This window comes from Granulicella sp. 5B5 (genome assembly GCF_014083945.1).
GTDB lineage: Bacteria > Acidobacteriota > Terriglobia > Terriglobales > Acidobacteriaceae > Granulicella.
In genome coordinates, this window is record NZ_CP046444.1 from 488971 (window position 1) to 511586 (window position 22616).

23 protein-coding genes are annotated in these 22616 nt (G+C 62.1%); 9 read left to right on the forward strand and 14 right to left on the reverse strand.

All coding sequences use genetic code 11. The features are described from left to right. Window positions 1–110 precede the first annotated feature (110 nt). Window positions 111–1475 (reverse strand): histidine kinase, encoded by a 1365-nt coding sequence (locus GOB94_RS02110; RefSeq protein WP_182277291.1) that lies wholly within the window; start codon window positions 1473–1475, stop codon window positions 111–113. A gap of 100 nt (window positions 1476–1575) precedes the next feature. Between GOB94_RS02110 and ribA the strand changes: the two genes are divergently transcribed. Beyond that, on the forward strand, window positions 1576–2214 hold the full coding sequence (gene ribA, locus GOB94_RS02115) for a GTP cyclohydrolase II (RefSeq protein WP_182277292.1): 639 nt from the start codon (window positions 1576–1578) through the stop codon (window positions 2212–2214). A 1-nt stretch (window position 2215) separates the two neighbouring features. On the opposite strand, the gene GOB94_RS02120 is transcribed toward ribA, so the two are convergent. The 3 genes from GOB94_RS02120 to GOB94_RS02130 form a co-directional block, all read right to left on the reverse strand. Then, window positions 2216–3187 carry a hypothetical protein gene (locus tag GOB94_RS02120; protein ID WP_182277293.1) on the reverse strand — a complete coding sequence of 324 codons (972 nt, stop codon included), beginning with the start codon at window positions 3185–3187 and terminating at the stop codon, window positions 2216–2218. 172 nt (window positions 3188–3359) lie between these two features. After that, window positions 3360–3629, reverse strand: coding sequence for a type II toxin-antitoxin system RelE/ParE family toxin (locus GOB94_RS02125; RefSeq protein ID WP_220464976.1), 270 nt, complete (start codon window positions 3627–3629; stop codon window positions 3360–3362). A gap of 38 nt (window positions 3630–3667) precedes the next feature. Beyond that, complete coding sequence (locus GOB94_RS02130; RefSeq protein ID WP_182277295.1) at window positions 3668–3949, reverse strand: type II toxin-antitoxin system ParD family antitoxin; 282 nt, start codon at window positions 3947–3949, stop codon at window positions 3668–3670. 86 nt (window positions 3950–4035) lie between these two features. Here GOB94_RS02130 and GOB94_RS02135 point away from each other — a divergent pair, with 86 nt between their 5' ends. The 3 genes from GOB94_RS02135 to GOB94_RS02145 all read left to right on the forward strand — a co-directional run bounded on the left by GOB94_RS02135 (window position 4036) and on the right by GOB94_RS02145 (window position 9860). Beyond that, entirely contained in the window at window positions 4036–4650 is a 615-nt protein-coding gene (locus tag GOB94_RS02135; protein WP_182277296.1) for a nitroreductase family protein, read from the forward strand. Window positions 4651–4917: 267 nt separating this feature from the next. Then, the gene (locus GOB94_RS02140) at window positions 4918–7788 is read left to right on the forward strand and encodes a UPF0182 family protein (RefSeq protein ID WP_182277297.1); all 2871 of its coding nucleotides are present in this window, start codon (window positions 4918–4920) and stop codon (window positions 7786–7788) included. 56 nt (window positions 7789–7844) lie between these two features. Beyond that, window positions 7845–9860 carry an alkaline phosphatase family protein gene (locus tag GOB94_RS02145; RefSeq protein ID WP_220464977.1) on the forward strand — a complete coding sequence of 672 codons (2016 nt, stop codon included), beginning with the start codon at window positions 7845–7847 and terminating at the stop codon, window positions 9858–9860. Window positions 9861–9991: 131 nt separating this feature from the next. Here GOB94_RS02145 and GOB94_RS17035 read toward each other — a convergent pair whose 3' ends face one another. The 7 genes from GOB94_RS17035 to GOB94_RS02175 form a co-directional block, all read right to left on the reverse strand. After that, window positions 9992–10303 carry a DinB family protein gene (locus GOB94_RS17035; RefSeq protein WP_346265637.1) on the reverse strand — a complete coding sequence of 104 codons (312 nt, stop codon included), beginning with the start codon at window positions 10301–10303 and terminating at the stop codon, window positions 9992–9994. After that, entirely contained in the window at window positions 10276–10479 is a 204-nt protein-coding gene (locus GOB94_RS17040) for a hypothetical protein (protein WP_346265638.1), read from the reverse strand. Before GOB94_RS17040 ends, GOB94_RS17035 begins: the two co-directional genes overlap by 28 nt. Further along, complete coding sequence (locus GOB94_RS02155; RefSeq protein ID WP_182277299.1) at window positions 10479–10673, reverse strand: hypothetical protein; 195 nt, start codon at window positions 10671–10673, stop codon at window positions 10479–10481. Before GOB94_RS02155 ends, GOB94_RS17040 begins: the two co-directional genes overlap by 1 nt. A 2-nt stretch (window positions 10674–10675) precedes the next feature. Continuing rightward, window positions 10676–11530 carry a glycine betaine ABC transporter substrate-binding protein gene (locus GOB94_RS02160; protein ID WP_255484371.1) on the reverse strand — a complete coding sequence of 285 codons (855 nt, stop codon included), beginning with the start codon at window positions 11528–11530 and terminating at the stop codon, window positions 10676–10678. A 74-nt stretch (window positions 11531–11604) separates the two neighbouring features. Further along, complete coding sequence (locus GOB94_RS02165) at window positions 11605–12234, reverse strand: ABC transporter permease (protein WP_182277301.1); 630 nt, start codon at window positions 12232–12234, stop codon at window positions 11605–11607. Continuing rightward, on the reverse strand, window positions 12231–13037 hold the full coding sequence (locus GOB94_RS02170; protein WP_182277302.1) for an ABC transporter ATP-binding protein: 807 nt from the start codon (window positions 13035–13037) through the stop codon (window positions 12231–12233). Before GOB94_RS02170 ends, GOB94_RS02165 begins: the two co-directional genes overlap by 4 nt. 75 nt (window positions 13038–13112) lie before the next feature. Continuing rightward, window positions 13113–13874, reverse strand: a complete 762-nt coding sequence (locus GOB94_RS02175) for an ATP-binding protein (protein ID WP_182277303.1) — start codon at window positions 13872–13874, stop codon at window positions 13113–13115. Between the two features lie 149 nt (window positions 13875–14023). On the opposite strand from GOB94_RS02175, the gene gap reads away from it, so the two are divergent. After that, the gene (gene gap / locus GOB94_RS02180) at window positions 14024–15028 is read left to right on the forward strand and encodes a type I glyceraldehyde-3-phosphate dehydrogenase (RefSeq protein ID WP_182277304.1); all 1005 of its coding nucleotides are present in this window, start codon (window positions 14024–14026) and stop codon (window positions 15026–15028) included. Window positions 15029–15110: 82 nt separating this feature from the next. Continuing rightward, window positions 15111–15317 (forward strand): hypothetical protein, encoded by a 207-nt coding sequence (locus GOB94_RS02185; RefSeq protein WP_182277305.1) that lies wholly within the window; start codon window positions 15111–15113, stop codon window positions 15315–15317. A 135-nt stretch (window positions 15318–15452) separates the two neighbouring features. Here the strand turns inward: GOB94_RS02185 and GOB94_RS02190 are convergent, their stop codons facing one another. From GOB94_RS02190 to GOB94_RS02200, 3 genes are all read right to left on the reverse strand, one after another. Beyond that, window positions 15453–15707: a hypothetical protein gene (locus tag GOB94_RS02190; RefSeq protein ID WP_182277306.1), complete on the reverse strand. Its 255-nt coding sequence runs from the start codon at window positions 15705–15707 to the stop codon at window positions 15453–15455. A gap of 90 nt (window positions 15708–15797) precedes the next feature. Continuing rightward, entirely contained in the window at window positions 15798–19268 is a 3471-nt protein-coding gene (locus GOB94_RS02195; protein ID WP_182277307.1) for a carboxypeptidase-like regulatory domain-containing protein, read from the reverse strand. Window positions 19269–19643: 375 nt separating this feature from the next. Then, window positions 19644–20306: a DUF6629 family protein gene (locus GOB94_RS02200; RefSeq protein WP_182277308.1), complete on the reverse strand. Its 663-nt coding sequence runs from the start codon at window positions 20304–20306 to the stop codon at window positions 19644–19646. Between the two features lie 75 nt (window positions 20307–20381). Between GOB94_RS02200 and GOB94_RS02205 the strand changes: the two genes are divergently transcribed. The 3 genes from GOB94_RS02205 to GOB94_RS02215 all read left to right on the forward strand — a co-directional run bounded on the left by GOB94_RS02205 (window position 20382) and on the right by GOB94_RS02215 (window position 22521). Then, window positions 20382–20753 (forward strand): RidA family protein, encoded by a 372-nt coding sequence (locus GOB94_RS02205; protein ID WP_182277309.1) that lies wholly within the window; start codon window positions 20382–20384, stop codon window positions 20751–20753. Window positions 20754–21009: 256 nt separating this feature from the next. Further along, window positions 21010–21831: an alpha/beta hydrolase gene (locus GOB94_RS02210; RefSeq protein WP_182277310.1), complete on the forward strand. Its 822-nt coding sequence runs from the start codon at window positions 21010–21012 to the stop codon at window positions 21829–21831. 174 nt (window positions 21832–22005) lie between these two features. Beyond that, complete coding sequence (locus GOB94_RS02215) at window positions 22006–22521, forward strand: DNA starvation/stationary phase protection protein (RefSeq protein WP_182277311.1); 516 nt, start codon at window positions 22006–22008, stop codon at window positions 22519–22521. Window positions 22522–22616: the final 95 nt, after the last annotated feature.

The window sequence follows — 22616 nt, forward strand, 5'->3', positions numbered from 1 at the left end:
CGGAACCATCATTCTAACAAAGCGAAAATAGGTAGCCCGAGGCTGGTAGCCTCAGGCTTAAGCCTGAGGTCTCCTCGGGTTTCATAAGAACGCTTAACAATGAAGGGGGTTTAACCCCGGAGGGACTGCGTTTCCGCTCCCACTCTGCCTAGCCAGCCCACGTCCTCCACCTCCGCAATCGGCATCATCAGTCGAACCCTCGTTCCGCGTCCCGGCCTACTCACCAGTTCCACCTGCGCCGCATCCCCATACAGCACCTGCAGCCGCTCCTTCACATTCTTCATCCCAATCCCCGACCCCTCACGGACCACCCCGCTCACCGCGCTAGTCACCGGCCCACCCGGCTCCATCCCCACGCCATCGTCTTCCACCTCCAGCACCAGCATGTTGTCCACAATCCGGCTCCGCAGCGTCACCGTACCGCCGCCGATCCGCGGCTCCAGCCCATGCTTGATGCTGTTCTCGATCAGCGGCTGCAGCACCATGCTCGGCACTACAACCGGCAGCGTATTCTCCGCGATGTCCTTCACCACCTTCAGCTTCGCCCCAAACCGCACCACCTCGATGTCCAGGTAGTCATCGGTAAACGCCAGCTCCTCCTCCAGCGGCACAAACGCATCGCGATCCCGCAGCAGCGCCCGCAGAATATTCGCCAGCTTCACAATCATCTCGCGCGCCAGCTCCGGCTTGCTCCGCACCAGCGACGCAATCGAGTTCAGCGTATTGAACAAGAAATGCGGATTGATCTGCCGCTGCAACGCATCCAGCCTCGCCTCCAGCAGCAGCCTCGTCTGCTCCTCCAGCTTGCGCTCAATCCGCACCGCGTTCCATATCTTCAGCGGAATCCCCACCACCACCGGCGCGCACGCACAGATCAGCAGCTCCACATACCAATAGTTCGAGTACAGCGCAAAGTACCGGTGCGGATACCAATGGCTCAACACGCTCGCCACGAACTGCGTCACCGTCAGCAGCATCAGCAAAAAAATCTGCCGGTCCAGATGCGGATGCGTCACCGTCCGCATCACCCACCGATACAGGCTCAGGTCGATCAGCGGCGTAAACCCCCAGATGTCCTCCTCATCCGAGAACCGCTTGTACGCCCCAAAGATCATCGCCACCAGCAGGTTCACAGCCAGCGCAAAGAACTCGCCATGCTTCACCGCCGGCAGCGCCAGCAGCACACCGCCGACCATGCCCCACCACGGCCCCAGCAGCAGCCCCACAATCGCCGTCGCCTGAAACGACAGGTCCGCCGCCAGAAAGTTCGGCACCCGCACCCGGATCAGCACGCCCAGCATCAGCGGCAGACAGATCCACACAATCAGCTGCAGCGTCTCCCCGGCGCTGCGCTCCTTCATCAGCAGCAGCCGCTTGAACCGGTTCGCCCGCGCCAGCGAGCTCGCCACCGCCGCCGCCACACCCAGCTCGACGAGCAGCGTAATCAGTATCAGCTTGGAGTCATTCGCAACCACGCCTCTACTCTATCTTGTCCCCTCTATTCCCCACTCCCTATTCCCTACTCCCTGCTTCTCAATGAATCTTCCCCGCCTCCCGCGAATCTATAATGTTGATATGCCGCTTGTAAGCGTTCGCCAGGTCGCCGATGCAGACTTCCCCACCCGCTGGGGACACTTCCGCATCCTCGGCTTTGAAGGCACCTTCAACCCCGTCGACCCCGGCCGCAAGCCCTGCGAGTCCGCCGTCGCGCTCGTCATGGGTGACATCCACGCCCTCGATGCCAGTGGCCAGCCAGTCCCGCCCATCATCCGCATTCACTCCCAGTGCCTCACCGGAGACGTCTTCCACTCCCTCCGCTGCGACTGCCACGACCAGCTCCACCTCGCCCTCGCCCGCATCGCCGCCGAAGGCACCGGCATCCTCCTCTATGAACAGCAGGAGGGCCGCGGCATCGGCCTCATGGCCAAGCTCCGCGCCTACGAGCTCCAGGACCAGGGCCTCGACACCATCGAAGCCAACGAGCAACTAGGCTACCGCGCCGACTACCGCGAGTTCGAGCTCCCGGCGGCCATCCTGAAACATCTAGGCGTGAAATCAGTCCGCCTCATCACCAACAACCCCGAAAAGGTCTCCGCCCTCGAAGCCGACGGCATCAAGGTCGCCGAGCGCATCTCCGCCACCATCCCCACCGAACCCACCTTCGAGCGCTACCTCCAAACCAAGCACGAAAAAATGGGCCACCTCGTCAGCTAGTTCACTGCGACGAGTTGCCATCACCGGACGACCAGTAGCTGGCACGAGCCGACACCTGGAACTCAGGATGCCCGGCGATCCGTAGCTGTAGCGCATGGAAGCCCGGCGTCTTTGAGCTGGGGCGAAAGCTCAGCGAGTACGTATTGGCGAAGTGATTCGCCAGAACCGCGAGCTGCTGTTCAAGCTCAGACTTCGATGAAAACGGAAGCGATTCACCCCCGGAAAGCGCGGCAACGGTCGCCGAAGTGTCCTCGCGCATCGCTTTGATCGCTACCCCAAGAGGCTCGCCCAGATTGAACGCGTGCAGCATCGGTGGAAGATTGGGCGCGTACTGATAGGGCGCGTTCTCGTGGCGCGGCTTGGTGAACTGGTCCTTCAGCCAAGCCTTCTCCGGTGAAAACGTAAGACATTCGATCGTGATGTTGTTCTCGCCGAGACGCCGGACGATCTCTTCGGCCTTGACGCTGCTGTTATCGTCATGCGTCTGGCTGATCAGCAGGATGATGCGGCGGTACGCCGGTGGCTGCTTGCTCAGCAGATCAATCCCATAATCGACGGCATCCAGAATCGCCGCACCGCGGTCGCCTTGCTTCGGATGAACAAACCCATCTTCAATCTCCGACACCCGCGGCGCGAAATCCCAGGCATACTCCGGCTGGCTATCGAAGCTCGTCAAAGCAACTCTGTACGGATGGTTAGCCGTTAGATACGTGAGCATCGTGCCAAGTTTGGCGTAGGAGGGCAACTGTTCAACGGCAGCCCCGCCCGTCTGCAGCAGGACCAGCACCGCGAGGGGTTGATGCTCCACGTCATCGAGCGTGACCCTCTGCGCCACTCCGTTATCGGTCAGCTGAAAGTCCGAAGCCCTCAACGCCGGGAGCGCATCCGCAGAAGGCGTCCGTACCAATGCAGGAACGACCACCAGCGTAGTGGTACTCGTGATGGAGGACGTCGGTGAATGTGAGGCATGCACACTCTGCCCCAAACATTCGCCACACAAGATCGACACAAACAAAAGCGTCAACGCCACTCGCAGGACAGAATGCCTGCTATACGCACTGGGAACATTCCACACTGCCCGTATTCTAGGCCGGGTACCCATCTCTCGCTTCTGAGACGCAGTTTCACGACCACCACAATCCAACTCAAAACACCCGGCTCAAATCCCTCTGCCCATGCACCACACGCACAATCTCAACCTCATCGACTGCACCCTCATCTGTATCGGGGTGCGTCTCGTACACGATCAAATAATTTCCAACCGACAGAATGCGCGCCGATGGTTCAAATTCGGGTCTGCGAACGCCTAGACGCGGATGCTCGACAAGCATGGCCGCCCGCTCTTCGATCTCCGTCAGCCACCGTTCAGCAGCCAAGGGCTTATCTAAAGCGATCACTTCATAGATATCCAGCAAATCCGCACGAGACCTCGGACGCCACCGAAGCCGAGGTTTCACGCAGCCTCTTCCGTCTTCTTCTCAACCCTGCGCCTTGCCTCCGCCCTCAGCTCAACCCAATCCATCGGCTCCGCTCGTCCGCTGGCCTTCCCCTCATCCCATGCCTTCCGCAGCCACTCAATCTCTTTCATCCGCAGCTCACGTCCCCACTGCCATTCCCTTAGCGCCTCACGGACAACCTCGCTCGTCGTCGCATACTCGCCCGTCTCAACGGCATCCTTGAGGGCAGCCACCTGCTCCCCCGTCAACGCAACACTGACCTTCTGAATATCAGGCATCTTCAGCACCTCTGGTAGCAAATCTTACCACCGGACAAACTTTGAATACACTCTGATGACGAGACATCTAAGCTCCAGGAGAACCCATGTCCGACCTCGACCACGTAAAACACGCTCCCGCCGAACTCGGCCTCCACGACCTCCTCGCCAGCCGCTGGTCTCCCCGCGCCTACAGCGACAAGCCCGTCACCACCGAAGACCTCACCAAGATCTTCACCGCAGCCGCCTGGGCAGCCTCCTCCGCCAATGAGCAGCCGTGGCGCTTCCTCGTCGGCCGCAACGGCGACGACACCTTCTCCAAGATCCTCGACTCCATGGTCGAAGCCAACCAGGCCTGGGCGCAACACGCACCCGTGCTCGTCCTCTCCACCGGCAAGTCCACCTTCTCGCCCGGCCCCTTCGGCGGCGCTCCCAACCCCTACGCCTTGCACGACACCGGCGCCGCCTCCGCCAATATGTCCCTCGAAGCCACAGCCCTCGGCCTGCATACCCACGGCATCGGGGGTTTCGACCGCGAAAAAGCCCGCGCCCACTTCAACATCCCCGCCGACTTCGAGATCGGCGCCAGCTGGGCCATCGGCTACCTCGGCGACCCTGCCATCCTCTCAGAACGCGCCCGCGCCATGGAAACCTTCACACGCACCCGCAAACCCCTCAGCGCCTTCGTCTTCTCCACCTGGGACACCCCTGCCGAGCTCTAACTCAACAGGCACACTTGACAGCCGCGCTACACTTAAATCAGCGATACAGCAAAGCCCGGCCCACGCCGGGCTTTGTATCTCAGGCTCCACCGAAACAGGGTTCCACCCCTAACCTCAATCCGCTGCGCATCTTACCCTCAAGACCCGGGGGAGCCAACACCACAACAAGAACACCCAAAACACCTCGCCAGCCGACATACGAGTAGAATCCCGCTAGAGTCCATCGCCGGAACTTTCTCCCGCCAAGTCTCTCGCAGGTGCCCGCCCTTGCCTCAAGACCTCAAGACCCTCGACGCTCCCTTCCCGCCACCGCATCGCGTACACAGACGTCTTCTCCTGGCCCTCGCCGCAGTCGTCCTCGTTATCATCTTCAGCGCCCGCACACTGCTCGCGGAGTGGGTCGATCTCCTCTGGTTCCACTCGCTCGGCTACAGCCAGGTCTTCTGGCGCACCACACTGCTCAGCGCGGCTGTCTGCATAGTCTTCGCGCTGCTCACCTTCGCCATCCTCTTCACGGTCTTCACCCTGCTCCGCCGCTCGCACGCTGGCGATCTTCCCCGCTCCCACAAAATCTACATTCAGGGCAGTCCGCTCAACCTCTCCATCGACCCGATCCTTCGCGGCGTCACATGGGTCATCGCCATCATCGCCGGGTTTCTCAGCGGCACTTCGATGCTCGCCTCCTGGCCCACCTTCGCGCTCTATCTCTACGCTCCTCGCGCCTCCACGGTCACGGACCCGGTCTTCAGCCGCCCCCTCAGCTTCTTTCTCTTTACGCTCCCGATGCTGAACCTGCTGCTCAACTGGCTGCTCACCCTGGCCTTCGTCATCGGCTTCGCAGCCATCTTCATGGCGTTGCTGGCCAGCAGCACACGCGCCGTGCAGGCCCGCACCGAAGGCGCAGACATCCACCGCTACGCCCCTTCACTCTGGCGAGGCCTCTCCTGGGCGCTGGCCTTCTTCCTCCTCGTCCTCTCTGCAAACGTCTACGTCAGCCGCTTTCAAACGCTCCTCAACACGCATACCCTCTTCGACGGCGTCACCTACACCGACGCGCACATACTCATCCCCGGTCTCCTCTTCGTCGCACTCGCTCTCCTCGTTGGAGCCGGCCTGGCCGCTTACAACGCCATGCGTTCGGGCCACGGTAAGGCGATCTTCACCTCTGCCGTTCCGGCCGTCGTCGCCTATGTGGCGCTTTCGCTCGTCGGCTGGTACGTCGACAGCTTCGTCGTCCGCCCCAATCAGCTTGATCGCGAAACACCCTACATCGCGCACAACATCCAGAGCACCCGCGCGGCCTTCGGCCTCGACCGCTTCGACCGCAAGGAGTTCCCTGCCGAAACCACCGTCGCCGCCGCCGACCCCGCCAACAATCAGCCCACCCTCCAGAACATCCGCCTCTGGGACTGGCACGCCCTCCAGGACACCCTCCGCCAGGTCCAGGAGATCCGCACCTACTACGACTTCCCCGACATCGACATCGACCGGTACAACCTCGACGGCACCACCCGCGAGGTCATGCTCGCCGGCCGCGAGCTCAACGTCAATAAACTCCCTGACAGCAGCCGCAACTGGATCAACGAGAAGCTCATCTACACCCACGGCTACGGCGTCACCATGAACCCCGTCAACGGCTTCACAGCCGAAGGCCTGCCCAACCTCCTGCTCAGCAACATGCCCGTCCAGAGCACCGTCCCCGGCCTCTCCGTCTCCCGCCCCGAGCTCTACTTCGGCGAGCTCACCAACACCGACGTCTACGTCAAGACCCACCAGCAGGAGTTCGACTACCCACAGGGCCAGTCCAACAACCTCACCTCCTATCAGGGCACCGGCGGCATCCCTATCGGCGGCGAGCTACGCCGCATCCTCCTCGCCACCGATCGCGGCGACCTCGGCAAAGTACCTTTCTCTGACGACATCACCCCTGACAGCCGCCTGCTCATGCGCCGCAACATCCGCCAGCGCGTCGCAGTGCTCGCGCCCTTCCTCACCTTCGACTCCGACCCCTACCTCGTCGTCGGCGAGGACGGCCGCCTCTCCTGGATACTCGACGCCTACACCGCCTCCGACTCCTACCCCGACGCCACACACTACACCCTGCCCGACGGCACCTCCGTCAACTACATCCGCAACAGCGTCAAGGCCGTCGTCGACGCCTACAACGGCACCACCACCTTCTACGTCTTCGACCCGTCAGACCCGCTCATCGCCGCCTGGCGTCATATCTTTCCAGCTCTCTTCCGCGATGCCGTATCCATGCCCCCGGACCTCCGTCATCACATCCGCTACCCTGAAACCCTCTTCAGCCTTCAGGCACAGGTCTATGCGCTTTACCATATGACTGTTCCCGAGGTCTTTTTCAACCGCGAAGACCTCTGGACCGTCGCCACCGAGACCACCAACCAGCCCACCTCTGACGACTCCGGCCAATCTGGTGCCCAGCCCATGCAGCCCAACTTCGTCCTCATGAAGCTGCCCGGCGAGACGAACGCCGAGTTCGTCGAGATACTCCCATTCACCCCGGCCAACCGCAACAACCTCATTGGCTGGATCGCCGCCCGCTGCGACGATCCTCACTACGGTTCCGCCATCGTCTACGACTTCCCCAAGACCCGCCTCATCGACGGCCCGCAACAGATCGAAGCCCGCATCGACCAGAACGCCCAGCTCTCTGGCCAGCTCACCCTCTGGAACCAGCAGGGCTCCCACGTCCTGCGCGGCAGCCTCCTCGTCATCCCCTCCGGCAAGGCACTTCTCTACGCCGAGCCCATCTACCTCCAGGCCCAGCAAAGCCCCATGCCCGAGCTCCGCCTCGTTGTGCTCGCTCTGCAGGACCGCCTCGCCTACGGCCCCAACTTCCAGAGTGCCCTCGCCTCTCTCTTCAACGACCAGCCCTCGTCGCTCAACGCCACCACTTCCACAGACACCGACACCTCTACGCCCTCTGCCACTCCATCCCCTGCACCCACAGCCGCCGCCAACAACAGTGCCCTCATCTCGCAAGCCGCGCAGGACTTCGACGACTACCAGCACCTTACTGCCGCCGGCAAGCTGACTCAGGCTGGCCAAAAGCTCGACGACCTCAAACGCGTCCTCAACCAGCTCAACCAGCACTCCAACACGCAGGCTCACTAGCCCGCCCCCTTCACTGCCGTTTCACACGCGGCTCCGATACTGCTTTAATGACCTCTATGCTTCCCTCTGCGCGCCGGTCCGCTGCCCTTCTCTTCTCCTTCGCCGCTCTCACTGTCGCCTCCCGCGCCCAGCAATCCGCTCCAGAGGCGCACCCGCACCACAACGTCATCCTCTTTGTCGCCGACGGTCTCCGCCGCAACTCGGTCACACCCGAGGACATGCCCACGCTCTACCGCCTCCGCACCGAAGGCGTCGACCTCCGCAACAGCCACTCCGTCTACCCATCCGTCACCACCGCCAACGCCTCCGCCATCGCCACCGGCCACGGCCTCGGCGACACCGGCGACTACGGCAACGTCATCTACCCCGGCTTCTACCTCACCGACCCCTTCGCCCCCGCGCCTTCTGACGGCATCGCACCCTTCCTTGAGAACGACTCCGTCCTCGCCACCATGAACGCCGCCTACAACGGCAACTACCTCGGCGAAACCACACTCCTCGAGGCCGCGCACAAAGCCGGCTTCAGCGTCGCCGCCGTCGGCAAGCTCGGCCCCACCGCCATCCAGCTTCTGCCCTCCGTCCACCGTAACGAACTCGGTCAGATGGACATCCCCGAAACCCTCATCCTCGACGAGTCCACCGGCCACGCCAACAGCGTCCCGCTGCCTCTCGACTTCGCCGACCAGCTCCTCCACTCCGGCCTGCCCACTGAAGCCCCGCTGCGCACCAACGGCTTCCCCGCGGACTCGCAGTGGTCCAACGGCTTCTCCGGCAACGGCGCCCAGGCCGGCACACTCGCCGCCAACACCGTGCAGGAGCAATGGCTCGCCGACGTCACCACCAAACTCATCCTTCCCGACTTCGCCAAGGCCGGCAAGCCCTTCGTCCTCCTCTTCTGGTCCCGCGACCCCGACGGCACGCAGCACAACCAAGGCGACAGCTTCCAGAACCTCTCGCCCGGCATCAACGGCCCCACCGTAACGCTCGCCCTCCGCAACGCCGACCACTGCCTCGCCGAGCTGCTCGACTGGCTCGACAAGCACCCCGCCATCAAGGCCAACACCGACGTCCTCGTCACCTCCGACCACGGCTTCGCCACCATCAGCCGCCGCGAGCTCGACTCCACCGGCGACCTCATCACCACTCCCGCCGCCGCACTCACCTACAAGCCCGTCGGCCACGACAAGCCCGAGCCCGCCTCCACGCTGCCCACCGGCTTCCTCGGCATCGACCTCGCCCTCTTCACCCACCAGCACCTCTTCGACCCATCACAGCGCGCCACCTCCGGCGACTCCGTCTACGCCGAAGTCCCCCTCAGCGGCGAAACCTCCAGCTACCCCGCCAACGGCAGCGCCCTCCTCGGCGACTCCATCCACAAGCTCGACGGCTCCGACGCCCGCGTCCTCATCGAGTCCAACGGCGGCTCCGACTTCCTCTACGTCCCCAGCAAAGACCCCGCCATCGTCAACGAAACCATCGCCGCCCTCAGCGATCTCGACTACATCGCAGGCATATTCGTCGACGACAGCTTCTGCCCCACCGCGACCTCCTGCCCCGGCGCGCTGCCACTCAGCAGCGTCGGCATCGTCGGCGCCAGCCACATGCCCCGGCCCACCATCGTCGTCAGCTTCAAACACTTCTTCCTCAAGCCCGGCGACATGCAATCCGGCATCCAGATCACCGACACCAACCTGCAGGAGGGCCAGGGCAACCACGGCGCTCTTGCCCGCGACCAGACCTGGAACAACATGGCCGCCATCGGCCCTGACTTCAAGCACGGCTATGTCGATCCCGAACCCGTCGGCAACATCGACATCACACCCACCGTCGCCGCCATCCTCGGCATCGACCTCCCCGCCCACGGCACGCTCAAAGGCCGCGTGATGACAGAAGCCCTCAGCGAATCCAAATCCGAGCCTAAGTCCGCGGCCCCCGGCAAGACCCTCGTCTCCGCCCCCGCCGCCAACGGCCGCCGCACCATCCTCGACTACCAGGAGCACAACGGCGTCCACTACTACGACCGCGCCTGCATGATCAAAGCCGAAGGCAACACTCCTAACTGCCCGGAATAGCAACTCGCGCAGCCCCTGTGTTTGCCATTCCCACAGGGAATCTGCTTTTGCTCTTTGCCGGCCCTGGCGACAATCAGGTACCCCGAGGCTTCAGCCTCGGGTCTCATAGCCCTAAAAACGAAGAGGGGGCTTTAGCCCCGGACAACCTTCACCGTCGTCACCATCTGTCCACTGTGCCGCTGAGTATGCTCGGCACAGTGGATCAGCAACCCCGCCACCGTCGTCGGCAACATCTTTCTCCCCACGCCGCGAGGCTCGGCAAAGCTCTCCGGCGCAATCGCCCTCACCCGTTCTATCGCGCGCTGCAACCCTTCGCGAAACTCATGCAGTACAGCCGCCGCACCCCCAGCCTCATCCATCTCCAACTGCAGCGCTCGTAGCTGATCCTCGCTCAACTGCCGTCCCTCGGCATACGTCAGCAGCCGGTCCAGCGACCGCGCCATATGCCGCAGCTGAAACCCCACCGACGGCAGCCCATGCGGCCGCGCAGCATCTCCACATCGCTCAGTGGCGCCGCCCAGCGCTCGACATCCTCACCAGCCAGCTCCAGAGCATGAAGCACCGCGCGCCGTACCGGCTCCACATCCGTCAAAGTCCCACGCAGCCACGGCTCCGCCATCACCGCACCCCCAGCCTGCAATGGTCCATGCAAGCCCACACCGACAGCGCCACCGAGATCCTGTCCTTCCTCTGCTTCATACTCGGGTCCGCCATCATCTGCCGCTCGCGCACATCTCGCAGCACAAACACCTCCGGCAACATCGGATCGGGCGCACACGTCTGCATACCCACCAGTGTAGTTCCTCGCTCCATACTCAAAGCCCCTTGCGAGCTCTGAACTCCCGCACCACCTCCGCCACATCGCGATGCTGGCTCTCCACCGCCAGGTTCATTGCACGCATATCGTCCGCACTCACCTTGCCTGCCAGCCGCTGCATCGCCACACCAATCTGCGGCCACCGCTTCAACGAGTCCTCACGCACCAGCGGCACCGCCTCATACGGCGGAAAGTAGTGCCTGTCATCCTGCAGCGCCACAAAGTCCAACGCCTTGATCGCCCCATCCGTCGAGTTCCCCGCAACGATGTCCACCTGCCTCGCCGCCAGCGCCCGATACAGCAACCCCAGCTCCATCGTTCGCGGCTCACCTGCAAAGTGCAGCCCATACGCCGCGCTCAATCCCCGCAACCCATCCGGCCTCTCCGCAAACTCATACCCCACGCCCAATCTCCACTTCGACGACAACGGCACCACATCATCAATCGTCTTCAGCCCATAACGTCGAGCATCGTCCCCGCGCACCACCATCGCAAACGTGTCCTCAAAACCCAACCCTGGCCCCACGCGCACCTGGTACCGCTGTTCATACAACCGCGACACCGTCGCATCCACTCGCGCTGCATCCCGATCCAGCGGCTGCTTCAGGATCGCCGTCAGCGCCGTCCCCGTGTACTCCACATACCCATCAATCCTCCCCGACACCAGCGCCTGCTGGCACAGATAACTCCCCGCCAGCCAGAACCGCCGCTCCACCGGCCCACCACCCGAAGCCTCAATCTCCTGCGCCAGCAACTCCCCCAGCACCACCTGCTCCGTAAAATCCTTCGCCCCAATCACCACATGCGAAGACCGCGGCGGCGCACACGCAATCAATGCCGTCAACACACACAATCCCGCCACGCGAAGTACTCGAAACCCGAAACCCGAAACTCGAAACCGATAACCGAAATCCTTCGCAGGATGCCTCACCGCCGCACCACCATCCGCTTTTCCGCGAACCCCAGCACCCCATCCGCACAAAGCGCCAGCAGCGCCGCCGGCACCGCACCCGCGAGCACCAGCCCATTATCCACGCTCGCCACGCCGCGAAAGATCAGCTCACCCAGCCCACCCGCACCAATCGCCGCAGCAATCGTTGCCACACCCACACACGTCACCGTCGCCGTCCGCAGCCCCGCCAGGATCACGCTCGCCGCCATCGGCAGCTCCACCTTCGTCAGCCGCTGCCACCCCGTCATCCCCAGCGCATTGGCAACGTCAATCACCGCCGCATCCACACTCCTGATCCCCGCATACGTGTTCCGCAGGATCGGCAACAGCGCATACCCTGTCAGCGCAACAATCGCCAGCCGAGCAGCCCTGTCGCCCAGAAACGGCACCGGCAGCAGCAAACCAAACAGCGCCAGGCTCGGAATCGTCTGCAACACATTCGCCACACCCAGCACCGGACGCGCCCACCGCTCATGCCGCGTCAACCACACACCCAGCGGCAGCGCAATCAGCACTGCAAACAGCATCGCACTCGCTGTCAGCCAAACATGCTCAAATGTCAACCGGGCAATCTGCGCCCCATACCGCTGTAAAAATCCGCTCACCGCGCCACCTCGCCGGGAGCCCCATTCATGACAGCATCATCGTCATGAGTGGGGTCGCGATGCGTCGCCGCCACATAAGCCCGCACCGCCTCATTCCCCGACGTCCGCACCTCGCCCGACGCCATCTCCGCCACTACCCGCCCACCTTCCAGCAGCGCGACGCGACCGGCCAGATACAGCGCCTCCTCCAGATCATGTGTCACGATCAGCGTCGTCGTCCCCACCCGCCGCAGCAACCCACGTAGCATCGTCTGCATCTCCGCACGAGTCAGCGGGTCGAGAGCCCCAAACGGCTCATCCATCAGCAGCACCTCCGGCTCACCCGCCAGCGCCCGGGCCAGCCCCACCCGCTGCCGCTGCCCGCCGCTCAACTGCCACGGATACCGCCGCATCACATCACTCGGCAGCCCCACCAGTTCCAGCATCTCCGCAGCCTTCTTCGCAATCTCCGTCTTCGACGCGCCACGAAGCTCCAGCGCCATTCCCACATTCCGCTCCACCGTCATCTGCGGAAACAACCCCGTCTCCTGGATCACATACCCAATCCCCCGCCGCAGCGCGATCACATCCACCGCACTGACATCCCACCCGCCCACCAGCACGCGTCCGCTCGTCGGCTGCACCAGCGCATTCACAGTACGCAGCAGAGTCGTCTTGCCACTCCCACTGCGCCCCAGCAGCGCCGTCGTCGTCCCCGCTTCCACCCTCAGCGAAACATCGCTTAAAAGCCGACGGCCACCCTCGCTCTTCAGCGAACGAGTCTCGAAGCTCACCTGCGCGAACTCGATACTCTGGGCGGCCATCCACACTCCAGAACGATTTGGGTGCCCCATCTTCGCGACAGCTTCACCGTCGCTAAGGTGGGGATGCGATACCGTCTATCCTTCCACAGCCTCGGCCGGCACTTCGCCACCCTCAGCCGCCGCTGTCGCGCCCTTCACGCGCACCACCGTAATCTTGTCGAAGCCCTCTTTGAACGTCGGTGGACGCAGCCTCTCGGCCATCTTGTGCATTACGTCGTCGGTCACCTGGCGATCGCGCTTCGAATTCCGCTCCAGGCACACGACCAGCGGCACATCGAAGAACACCGCCTGCACCTCATAGCCAAAGCTCTTCGCCATCTTGATCCACTGCCGCCGCTCGTGCGGGCTCAGGTTCGTGGCATCCACATAGTTCCACGGCATCTTCGCGATCAGCCGCGCGCGCAGCAAACTGCGCAGCGTGCTGAACACCAGCCCCTGGTAGCGCTGTTCGGTAATGTCGTCGAACAGAATGTTCCGCAGCATATCGCTCGAAAGCGGCTGCACGCCACGGCGCTTGTACCACGTCGTCTTGCCCGAACCCGGCAAACCGATCGTCAGCACCACATAGCCACGTGGCGACCGCGCCGGCACGGCCAACGGCTCTGCCGGCGGCGTCGCCAGCGACTCAGGCTGCGTCTCGTGAACAATCTGCGGAGCAGCTTCTTCGACCACCGGTGTCGCCACTACAGGCTCTTCCGCCGGGCTTTCCATCGTCACCGCTGGCGGAGGCTCCGGATAACTGGGCCTCAACGGCGCCGGCTGGTTCGCAGGAATCTCCTGCCCAATCTTGCCCGTGGACTCCGAATCATTCGGTCCACGCTTTGAACGTCTTCTCATGAGTGTGCCGCGCAACCAATCGCGCATATAAGGGTGTTGTAACACACCCCTCCCTGTGCTGCAAAAGCTGTGCATACAGCCCGCTACCTCCTGCCCTCCTCACCCCTCCGTTTGGTATCCTTAATTGGATTAAGGAGAATCCTTAGAACATGGCAGTTAAGGTAGGCATCAACGGCTTCGGCCGCATCGGACGCAACGTCTTTCGCTCCGCCCTGGGCAACCCCGACATCGAATTTGTCGCCGTCAACGACCTCACCACCCCCGCCACCCTCGCTCACCTCCTCAAGTACGACTCCATCCTCGGCAACCTGAAGAACGAGATCTCCCACACCGACGACTCCATCACCGTCGATGGCAAGACCATCAAGGTCTTCGCCCAACGCGACCCCGCCGCCCTCGACTGGGCCTCCGTCGGCGCCGAGATCGTCGTCGAGTCCACCGGCTTCTTCACCGACGCCACCAAGGCCAAGGCTCACCTCGGCAGCACCGTCAAAAAGGTCATCATCTCCGCCCCGGCCTCCAACGAGGACATCACCCTCGTCCTCGGCGTCAACGACTCCAAATACGACGCGGCGAAGCACAACGTCATCTCCAACGCCTCCTGCACCACCAACTGCCTCGCTCCGGTCGTCAAGGTCCTCAACGACACCTTCGGCATCGAGTCCGGCATCATGACCACCATCCACAGCTACACCAACGACCAGGTCATCCTCGACACGCCGCACAAGGACCTCCGCCGCGCCCGCGCCGCTGCCCTCAGCATGATCCCCTCCAGCACCGGCGCTGCCAAAGCCCTGCGCCTCGTCATCCCCGAGATGGACGGCAAGCTCGACGGCTTCTCCATGCGTGTCCCCACCCCCAACGTCTCCGTCATCGACCTCACCTTCGTCAGCACCAAACCCATCGACGTCAAATCCGTCAACGCAGCCCTCAAGGCCGCCAGCGAAGGCGAGCTCAAGGGCATCCTCGGCTACACCGACGAAGAGCTCGTCTCCACCGACTTCCGCGGCAACTCCCTCTCCTCCATCGTCGACAGCAAGCTCACCAAGGTCATCCAGAACACCGGCAAGATCATCAGCTGGTACGACAACGAGTGGGGCTACTCCAGCCGCGTCCGCGACCTCATCCTCTTCCTCGTGAAGAAGGGCCTTTAACTCAGTCGATTCCACATCACGAAGGGCAGCCATATGGCTGCCCTTGTCTTTGCTGACCATAAAACCCTGATAAAATATAGGCATGGCTATGCAAATGGTCGCGCAGAAATTCGAATCCTTCCAGGACATCAAGGACGAAGAATACCGCTACTGGGCCAGCGTCTCTCCGGCCGAGCGCATCGCTGCCGGCCATCAGATGAGCGTCGAGGGGTATCGCGCGTATGGCTATTCCACCGATGGACAAGAACTTAAAACAGTTGCTGTCCGCCTTCAACGCGAACCACGTTAAATACGTCATCATTGGTGGCTATGCAGTATTCGTCCATGCCCAGCCTCGCATGACCAAAGACCTCGACGTGTTCATCCAATCCAGCCCAGACAACCCCTCGCCACCTACAAAGGGCTCGCCGAATTTGGCGCTCCGTTACAAAACTTCACCGTCGCGGACTTCGCTGATGGAAAGACCGTCGGGCGCTTCGGCGTGCCTCCCATTTGTTTTGAGGTCATCCAACGCATTGATGGCGTCGACTTCGACACCGTCTACGCAAACAGCATTCCAGTGATGATCGACGGTGAACTCCCGGCCCGCTACATCTCTGCCGATGACCTTATCGCTAATAAGCTCGCCTCTGGCCGCCCCCAAGACCTCGCAGATGTGGACGCTATTCGTAACCGTCAACGGGCAACGGCGCCTCAAGATAAGAACCCAACAAGCAAAGGCCGATCAGCAAACTCCTGATCGGCCCTCACTTCTACAGTGGATAAAGCGTTAGAACGTAAACCGCCCGCCGAACTGGAAGATCCGCATCGGCGCCGCCCCTGAGATCTGGCCAAAGTTCGCCGCGGAGAGCGTACCTGTCGGGTTGTTCAGGCTCACCATGTTGAACGCGTTCGTAGCCTCGGCGCGGAACTCGAACCCTGTGCCACGCGGCAGCACAAAGTCCCTCTCTACCGCCATGTCGATATCGCGGTATCCCGGCCCAACCAGGTAGTCGCGCGGCACATTGCCGTCAGCTCCGCCCGGTCCAATGCCACCGGCAACACCCGGCCCGTTCGCCACAAACGCCGGCGCGCCATTCACCATCGTGTTGAACCAACCGCTGTTGGCCTCCACAAACCGGCTCCGGTGGCCGCCGAGCTGGATCTGACTCTTCGTCACACCCGGCGCAAGGTTCGGACGGTCATTGTTATAGCCGTCCAGGTTCTTGTCCGAGCCCGTCGTGACGTTGAATGGCGTACCACTGTTGAAGAACGCGATCGTCGACACCTTCCAGCCGTTGGCGACGTTCCGCACCAAAAGGCTATCGCCGTGGTAGTAGTCAATCTTGTACACCGCCGAAATCGACGATGCATTCCGCCTATCGTTGTCCGAAGGGCCGCGCTCTTCCTGCAGATCGCTATAATTCTGTGCCGTCGAGATGCCGATTGCACTTGAGTTCGCGCTCCACAGCGAATGACTCCAGACATAGAAGCCATTCAACAGCAGGTGGCTGGTGAGCGCCTTGTGTGCCGAAACCTGCAGCGAGTTGTAGTTCGCCGTCTGTCCCGACGTAATCAGGATCACCTGTCCCAGCGCGCCGTTATCGTTGTACGGCCGCCGTGCCGTGATGCTGGTCTGTGTCGCTGTCGCGCCCGCCGCATATACCGGGTTATTGCCGTCGATCCCGTCCGGCACATGCCGCACGAAGTTGCCCACATAGGCCACCTGCAGGCTGATGCCCGCTGGCATCTGCTGCTCCACGGCTGCGTTCAGCTGGTATGAAACCGGCCACTTGTACTTCGGATCGATCGACTCCACCGCAGCCGCCGGCAGGAAGCGCGGCGACGTCGCGTTGTAGTTGTACGGGAACGGATCGCCATTCGGGAACGACGCTGGATCGCCGTAGATGTTGGTGAACGATGCGATTGACTGGAACGTCTGCCGGATCGCAAACGGCTGCGCATTGCCCGGCTGGTTCCACTCATTGCCCGAAACGCTGCCGAAGAACATGCCGGCACCGGCGCGGATCGCCGTCTTGCCATTGCCGAACGGATCGAACACCAAGCCCACACGCGGCGACACATGATCATACGACGTCTGTCCTACGCCCCGTGAAATCCCCGTGTCCCCCGGGAACAACACTCCTAGCGGCGCAGACGGTACCACCGTCGACTGCTGTCCCGGAACGAATGCCGTCGTATGGTTCCGCGACTCTACCGGCGCTTCCTCAATGTCATAGCGCAGTCCCAGGTTCGCCGTCAGCCGCGGTGTAATCTTCCATGCGTCCTGCACAAACCCCGCACCGAAGAAGTAGCTCGTCAGCGTCGCATAAGGGGTGTCCTGCTCCATCGAAGCGACCAGGCCCGCCACAAAATCCGCCTGTGGAACATTGCCTGTCGACGTCGGACCCGAGGTCTGGAAGTTGAAAATGCCGAAGTTGTACAGGTTGCCCTGCACAGCGTCCTTCTCCAGCGAGAACTCACCGCCGATATTCAGGTTGTGGTTGCCCAACGTCATGCTGAACACATCGCGGATACCGTAAAAGTTCGTGTTGCTCACCGGACCGGCGAGTGAGCCGCCAGCGTTGAACCCGGACGAGATGGAAAGCTGCGGATAGGCCTTCGGGCCTTGGATCGTAAAGTCCGATCCAAACGAACTGAGGTCGGCCGCCGGCAGGTTCACGCGCCCACCGGCCACGCGCGTAATCGTGGCCCACACCTGGTTCGCCTTCGACGCACTGATCGTATGCACATCGCTCACATTCAGGTCCTGCTGCCGCGCGTTCGACTGGTTCACCATGTACGGAATATTGCCGCCGCCATAGGCACCGCTCACCGACTTGATCGTGAAGTAGCTCGCAAACAGATGGTCCTTCTCGCCAATCTGCTGGTCATACTTGCCCAGGTACTCGTCCTCGGTCGTCGGCGATGTATAAGACCCCGTATAACCCTCCAGATACGTCTTGCCGCCCGTGGTAATGTTCGTATTCGGCAGTGGAACCAGCTTTGCTATCAGGTTCGCCGCCGTAGGATCGAGAGACGCCAGCGGGATGCAGCCTGCTGTCATCGTCTGGCAGTTCGACGACGTATTCACGCCGGTCCAGGGCGTCTTCGTGCCCGGCTGGTTGGGTAGCACCGGCGACTGAGTAAAGTCACCCAGCCTTTCCAGCGCGGTCGGCACAATGGCACCGGTCAACTGCTGGCCGGCGGTCTGGCGCAGACCGCCGTAGCTGAAGAAGAAAAACGCCTTGTCCTTCTTGATGGGTCCACCCACCGTCACACCGAACTGGTTGCGGTGCAGTGGCTGGTTCTGCTTTGTCATTGGGTTCTGCGCGCCGGTCGGCACCCACGAGTACGCATTCAAGGCCGTGTTGCGGATAAACTCAAACGCCGAACCGTGGAAGTGGTTGGTGCCCGACTTCGTAACCGCCGTTACCACGGCACCGGACATACGCCCATACTGTGCTGCAAAGTTGCTCGTCTCCACGCGGAACTCTTCCAGCGCATCCGGGTTCGGCAGCGCATTGCCATAGTTGCGCAGGCCCGTCATGTTGAACCCGCCATCCAGGTAGAAGCTCACCATCGGCACGCCGCCATCCACGCCGCCGTTCACAATCACCTGCGTCGAAGGCACACCCAGCACGAAGTTCGGCGACCCGCTCGAGTTCGTCTGCGAGCTCGCGCTGTTCGACTGAATGCCCGGCGTCAGCGACAACTCCGTATACGCATTCCGGTTCACCAGCGGCAGGTTGTTGATCTCAGCCGGCGAGATCGTCCGTCCCAGCGTCTCACTGGTCGTGTTCACCAGCGGCGGAGCCGTCGTCACCGTCACCGTCTGATCCACCGTGCCGATCGCCAGGGCAACAGGCAGCGCCTGCGTCTGGTCCACCGTGATCTCGAGGTTCTGCTGCACAAATGTCTTAAAGCCGGGCGCCGTCACCTGGACCGTGTAGCTGCCCACCGGCAGATACTGCAGGTTGTACGCGCCTCCCGCATCCGACACCACACTGCGCGTGTATCCTGTCGCGGAGTTCGTGGCCTTCACCATTGCATTGGGCACAAAAGCCCCTTGCTGGTCGGTCACGGTACCTGCAATCGCGCCTGTAATCTGCTGCGCCTGCGAGCTCTGCCCGCACATCATGGACAGCGCGACCAGCACGGCGGCAAACAGCCACCCGCGTGCCGTCAGCCAGCCGCCCGTGCGCTTCTCGCCGCGGAATCCCTGGAAGAAAATATTGTCATTGTTCGAGGTTAGAATCATTTGTTGCCTACAGCCTCCGTTAGAGCGAATGTTGCATTTGTTTGAGCTTCGTTTTTTTCTTAACTTTGCGAGCGTCAGAAAAAATACGCGCCAGCAACCTGACCAGTCAAGGGAGATCTTGCACAGGTATGCCTGTCGTCACCGCATCCGCGGTTTCATTTCGTCGCAATCCGGTGCATACAGCGCCGAATTTGCAGGACAATCGTTCGTCTTTACGTCAAGAACTCATACACAACAAAGGCCATCTGGAGCCCATCCTTCAGAAGCACCCACCTCAAGCCGGGCATAGCAAACGTCAAGCTGCCTGACAGGTTTCGCATCCGCGCTGCAATGTTGCGGCTATGTATTTAATCGTAACCACCACCGTGATCGCACTCAGCCCACCTGCAGATAGCGAAACGGCCGTATCCCGGCGCTCTTCCAGAAGTACATCAGGATAATCACGCTCGCTGCCGCCGCATACGCGCACCACACCGACGTACCCGCATAGCGTTTCACCGCCATCACCACCAGCAATATCCCCAGGTTCGCCGCCCCGAACGCCACCATCACCGGCACCTTCGACAGGAACAGCGAGCCACATGTCGCAATCACATACAGCACCGCCACCCATGTGTGATTGGTCGCATAGTTCACATACACAATGCTGTGCTGCTCCACCGAAACCTGCAGTGGATACGCCGCCAACCCCCACAGCATATACAGCGTCAACAACCCGCCCAGCACTACCAGCGGCATCATCGCCCTGCGCCGCGCGCGAGTCTCTTCAAACAGCATCACGCTCAACGGCATCAGAAACGGCAGCAGGCCTTGCGCATACAGCACAAACGCCGCGCCCATATCGTGCACCACCTGTTGCGACAGGTAACCATCCAGCCCCAGCCACACGAACCCCTCAATAAACTGGTGCAGCGCAAACAGCGTTGGCAGCGAAGCAAACAGAAGCTCCCGCCTGTGCTTCACCTGGGTCAGCGTTACCACGCCCACCGCGCCAAGCACACCGCTGCCCACAAAGTTCGCCGTCGCCGAAAAACACATCTTGCTTCCTCCACATGGGTTCAGCCGATGATACCCCGCCATGCTGCCGTGCCCGTTATCATGGAGCCATACATCATGTCCACACGCACAAACATCCCCGGCACCTCACCCTACGAGCCCATCATCGGATTCTCGCGCGCCGTCCGCATCGGCAACGTCGTGCACGTCTCAGGCACCGGCCCCGTCGGTGCCGACGACCTCTCCCCCGCCGAGCAGACCCGCACCGTCCTCGCTCTCATCGAAAAGGCCCTCGCCCAGGCCGGCGCAACATTCGAGCACGTCGTCCGCACCCGCATCTTCCTCGCCCGCGCCGAGGACTGGGAAGAGGTCGGCCGCGCCCACGGCGAAGTCTTCGGTATCATCCGCCCCGCCGCCACCATGGTCGTCGCTGCGCTGCTCAACCCCAAATGGCGCGTAGAGATCGAAGCCGAAGCCGTCGTCCCCTAACCCGCGGCCTCTTTCTCCATCGACAATTCATCGCGCGTTCGCTCTCTCCAGCGCCAAGCCATCGTACATTTCCCGGAAGAGCTTCAACGACGCTCTGGCGCTCCCCGCTGCGGGAGCTTACTCTATGGACGCGCGCCTCTTCGAGCAGCGCCATATCGTCTCGCCGAACCCTGCTGTCTTCCCTCTCTCCAGGTCCTCACCCAGCCCCTTACGCCTGCACCCTTCACAACTCTCAACCGGTTTCAAGGAGACTCCCATGAGCACGATTACTGTCAAGGATGGAACAACGATCTACTACAAGGACTGGGGAACCGGCCAGCCCATCGTCTTCTCCCACGGCTGGCCCCTCAACGCCGACGCCTGGGACGCGCAGATGCTCTTCCTCGGCCAGCAAGGCTACCGCGTCATCGCTCACGACCGCCGCGGCCATGGCCGCTCCTCCCAGACCTGGGAAGGCAACGAGATGGACACCTACGCCGACGACCTCGCCGCTCTCTTCGAGGCCCTCGACCTCAGCAACGCCGTCATGGTCGGCCACTCCACCGGCGGCGGCGAAGTCGCGCACTACATCGGCCGCCACGGCTCCAAGCGCGTCGCCAAGGCTGTGCTCATCAGCGCCGTGCCTCCCATCATGGTCAAGTCCGCCTCCAACCCGCTCGGCCTGGACATCTCCGTTTTCGATGGCATCCGCGCCGGTGTCACCGGCGACCGCTCGCAGTTCTTCAAAGACCTCTCCATCCCCTTCTTCGGCTACAACCGCCCCGGCGCCGTCATCTCTGAAGGCGTCCGCGAAAACTTCTGGTACCAGGGCATGCAGGGCGGCATCAAGGGTGAGTACGACTGCATCAAGGCCTTCTCCGAAACCGACTTCAACGAAGACCTCAAGAAGATCGACGTCCCCACCCTTGTCATGCACGGCGACGACGACCAGATCGTCCCCTTCGCCGACGCCGGCGCGCTCACCGCAAAGATCGTCAAAAACGCCACCCTCAAGGTCTACCCCGGCTTCCCTCATGGCATGCCCATCATCCACGCGGACGTCATCAACAAAGACCTCCTCGCCTTCATCCAGAGCTGACCCATCGCAGTGGTCCTGTCATAAAATTCAACTTCGTCTATGGATTGCGCCCGGTAACCGCGCGTGTAAAAATCCCTGGATCGCTTCGCATCATCCAACCACTGAAGCCTTCAACAGGCATCTAAAATCCAATCCGCAACGTAAACCTTAACCATCAAGACTGTGAGGGAACAGATGTCAACCAAAGCGGAACTCATCGAACGTCAAAAGGCACCCTTGACCACCCCATCGGACATTGATCCGGCGTCCGTCAAAGAGATCACCGGAGCGCTCAACGCTCTGCTCGCCGATACCTTCAGCCTCTATCTCAAGACCAAGAACTTCCACTGGCACATGAGCGGCCCCCACTTCCGCGACTACCACCTGCTCCTCGACGACCACGGCGACCAGCTCTTCGCCATGACCGACGAGGTCGCCGAGCGGGCACGCAAGCTCGGTGGCACCACCATCCGCTCCATCGGCCACATCGCCCGCCTGCAGCGCATCCCCGACAACGACGCCGACTACGTCACCCCCCTCGACATGCTCAGCGAGCTGCATGAAGACGAGAAGGCCTTCACCCTCAGCATGCGCGCCGCCCACGCCCTCTGCGACGACGCCGGAGACGTGGCCACCGCCAGCCTGCTTGAAAACTGGATCGACCAGTCGCAGCGTCGCAGCTGGTTCCTCTTCGAAACCACCCGCGCCTAACCTCGAACCGTGTGCCCCACCCATCCCGGCAGCCGTATCGCCGGGGATGGATGGGTAACAACCACCGCCCCCTGTTTGCCGTTGCCTGTTTTCCT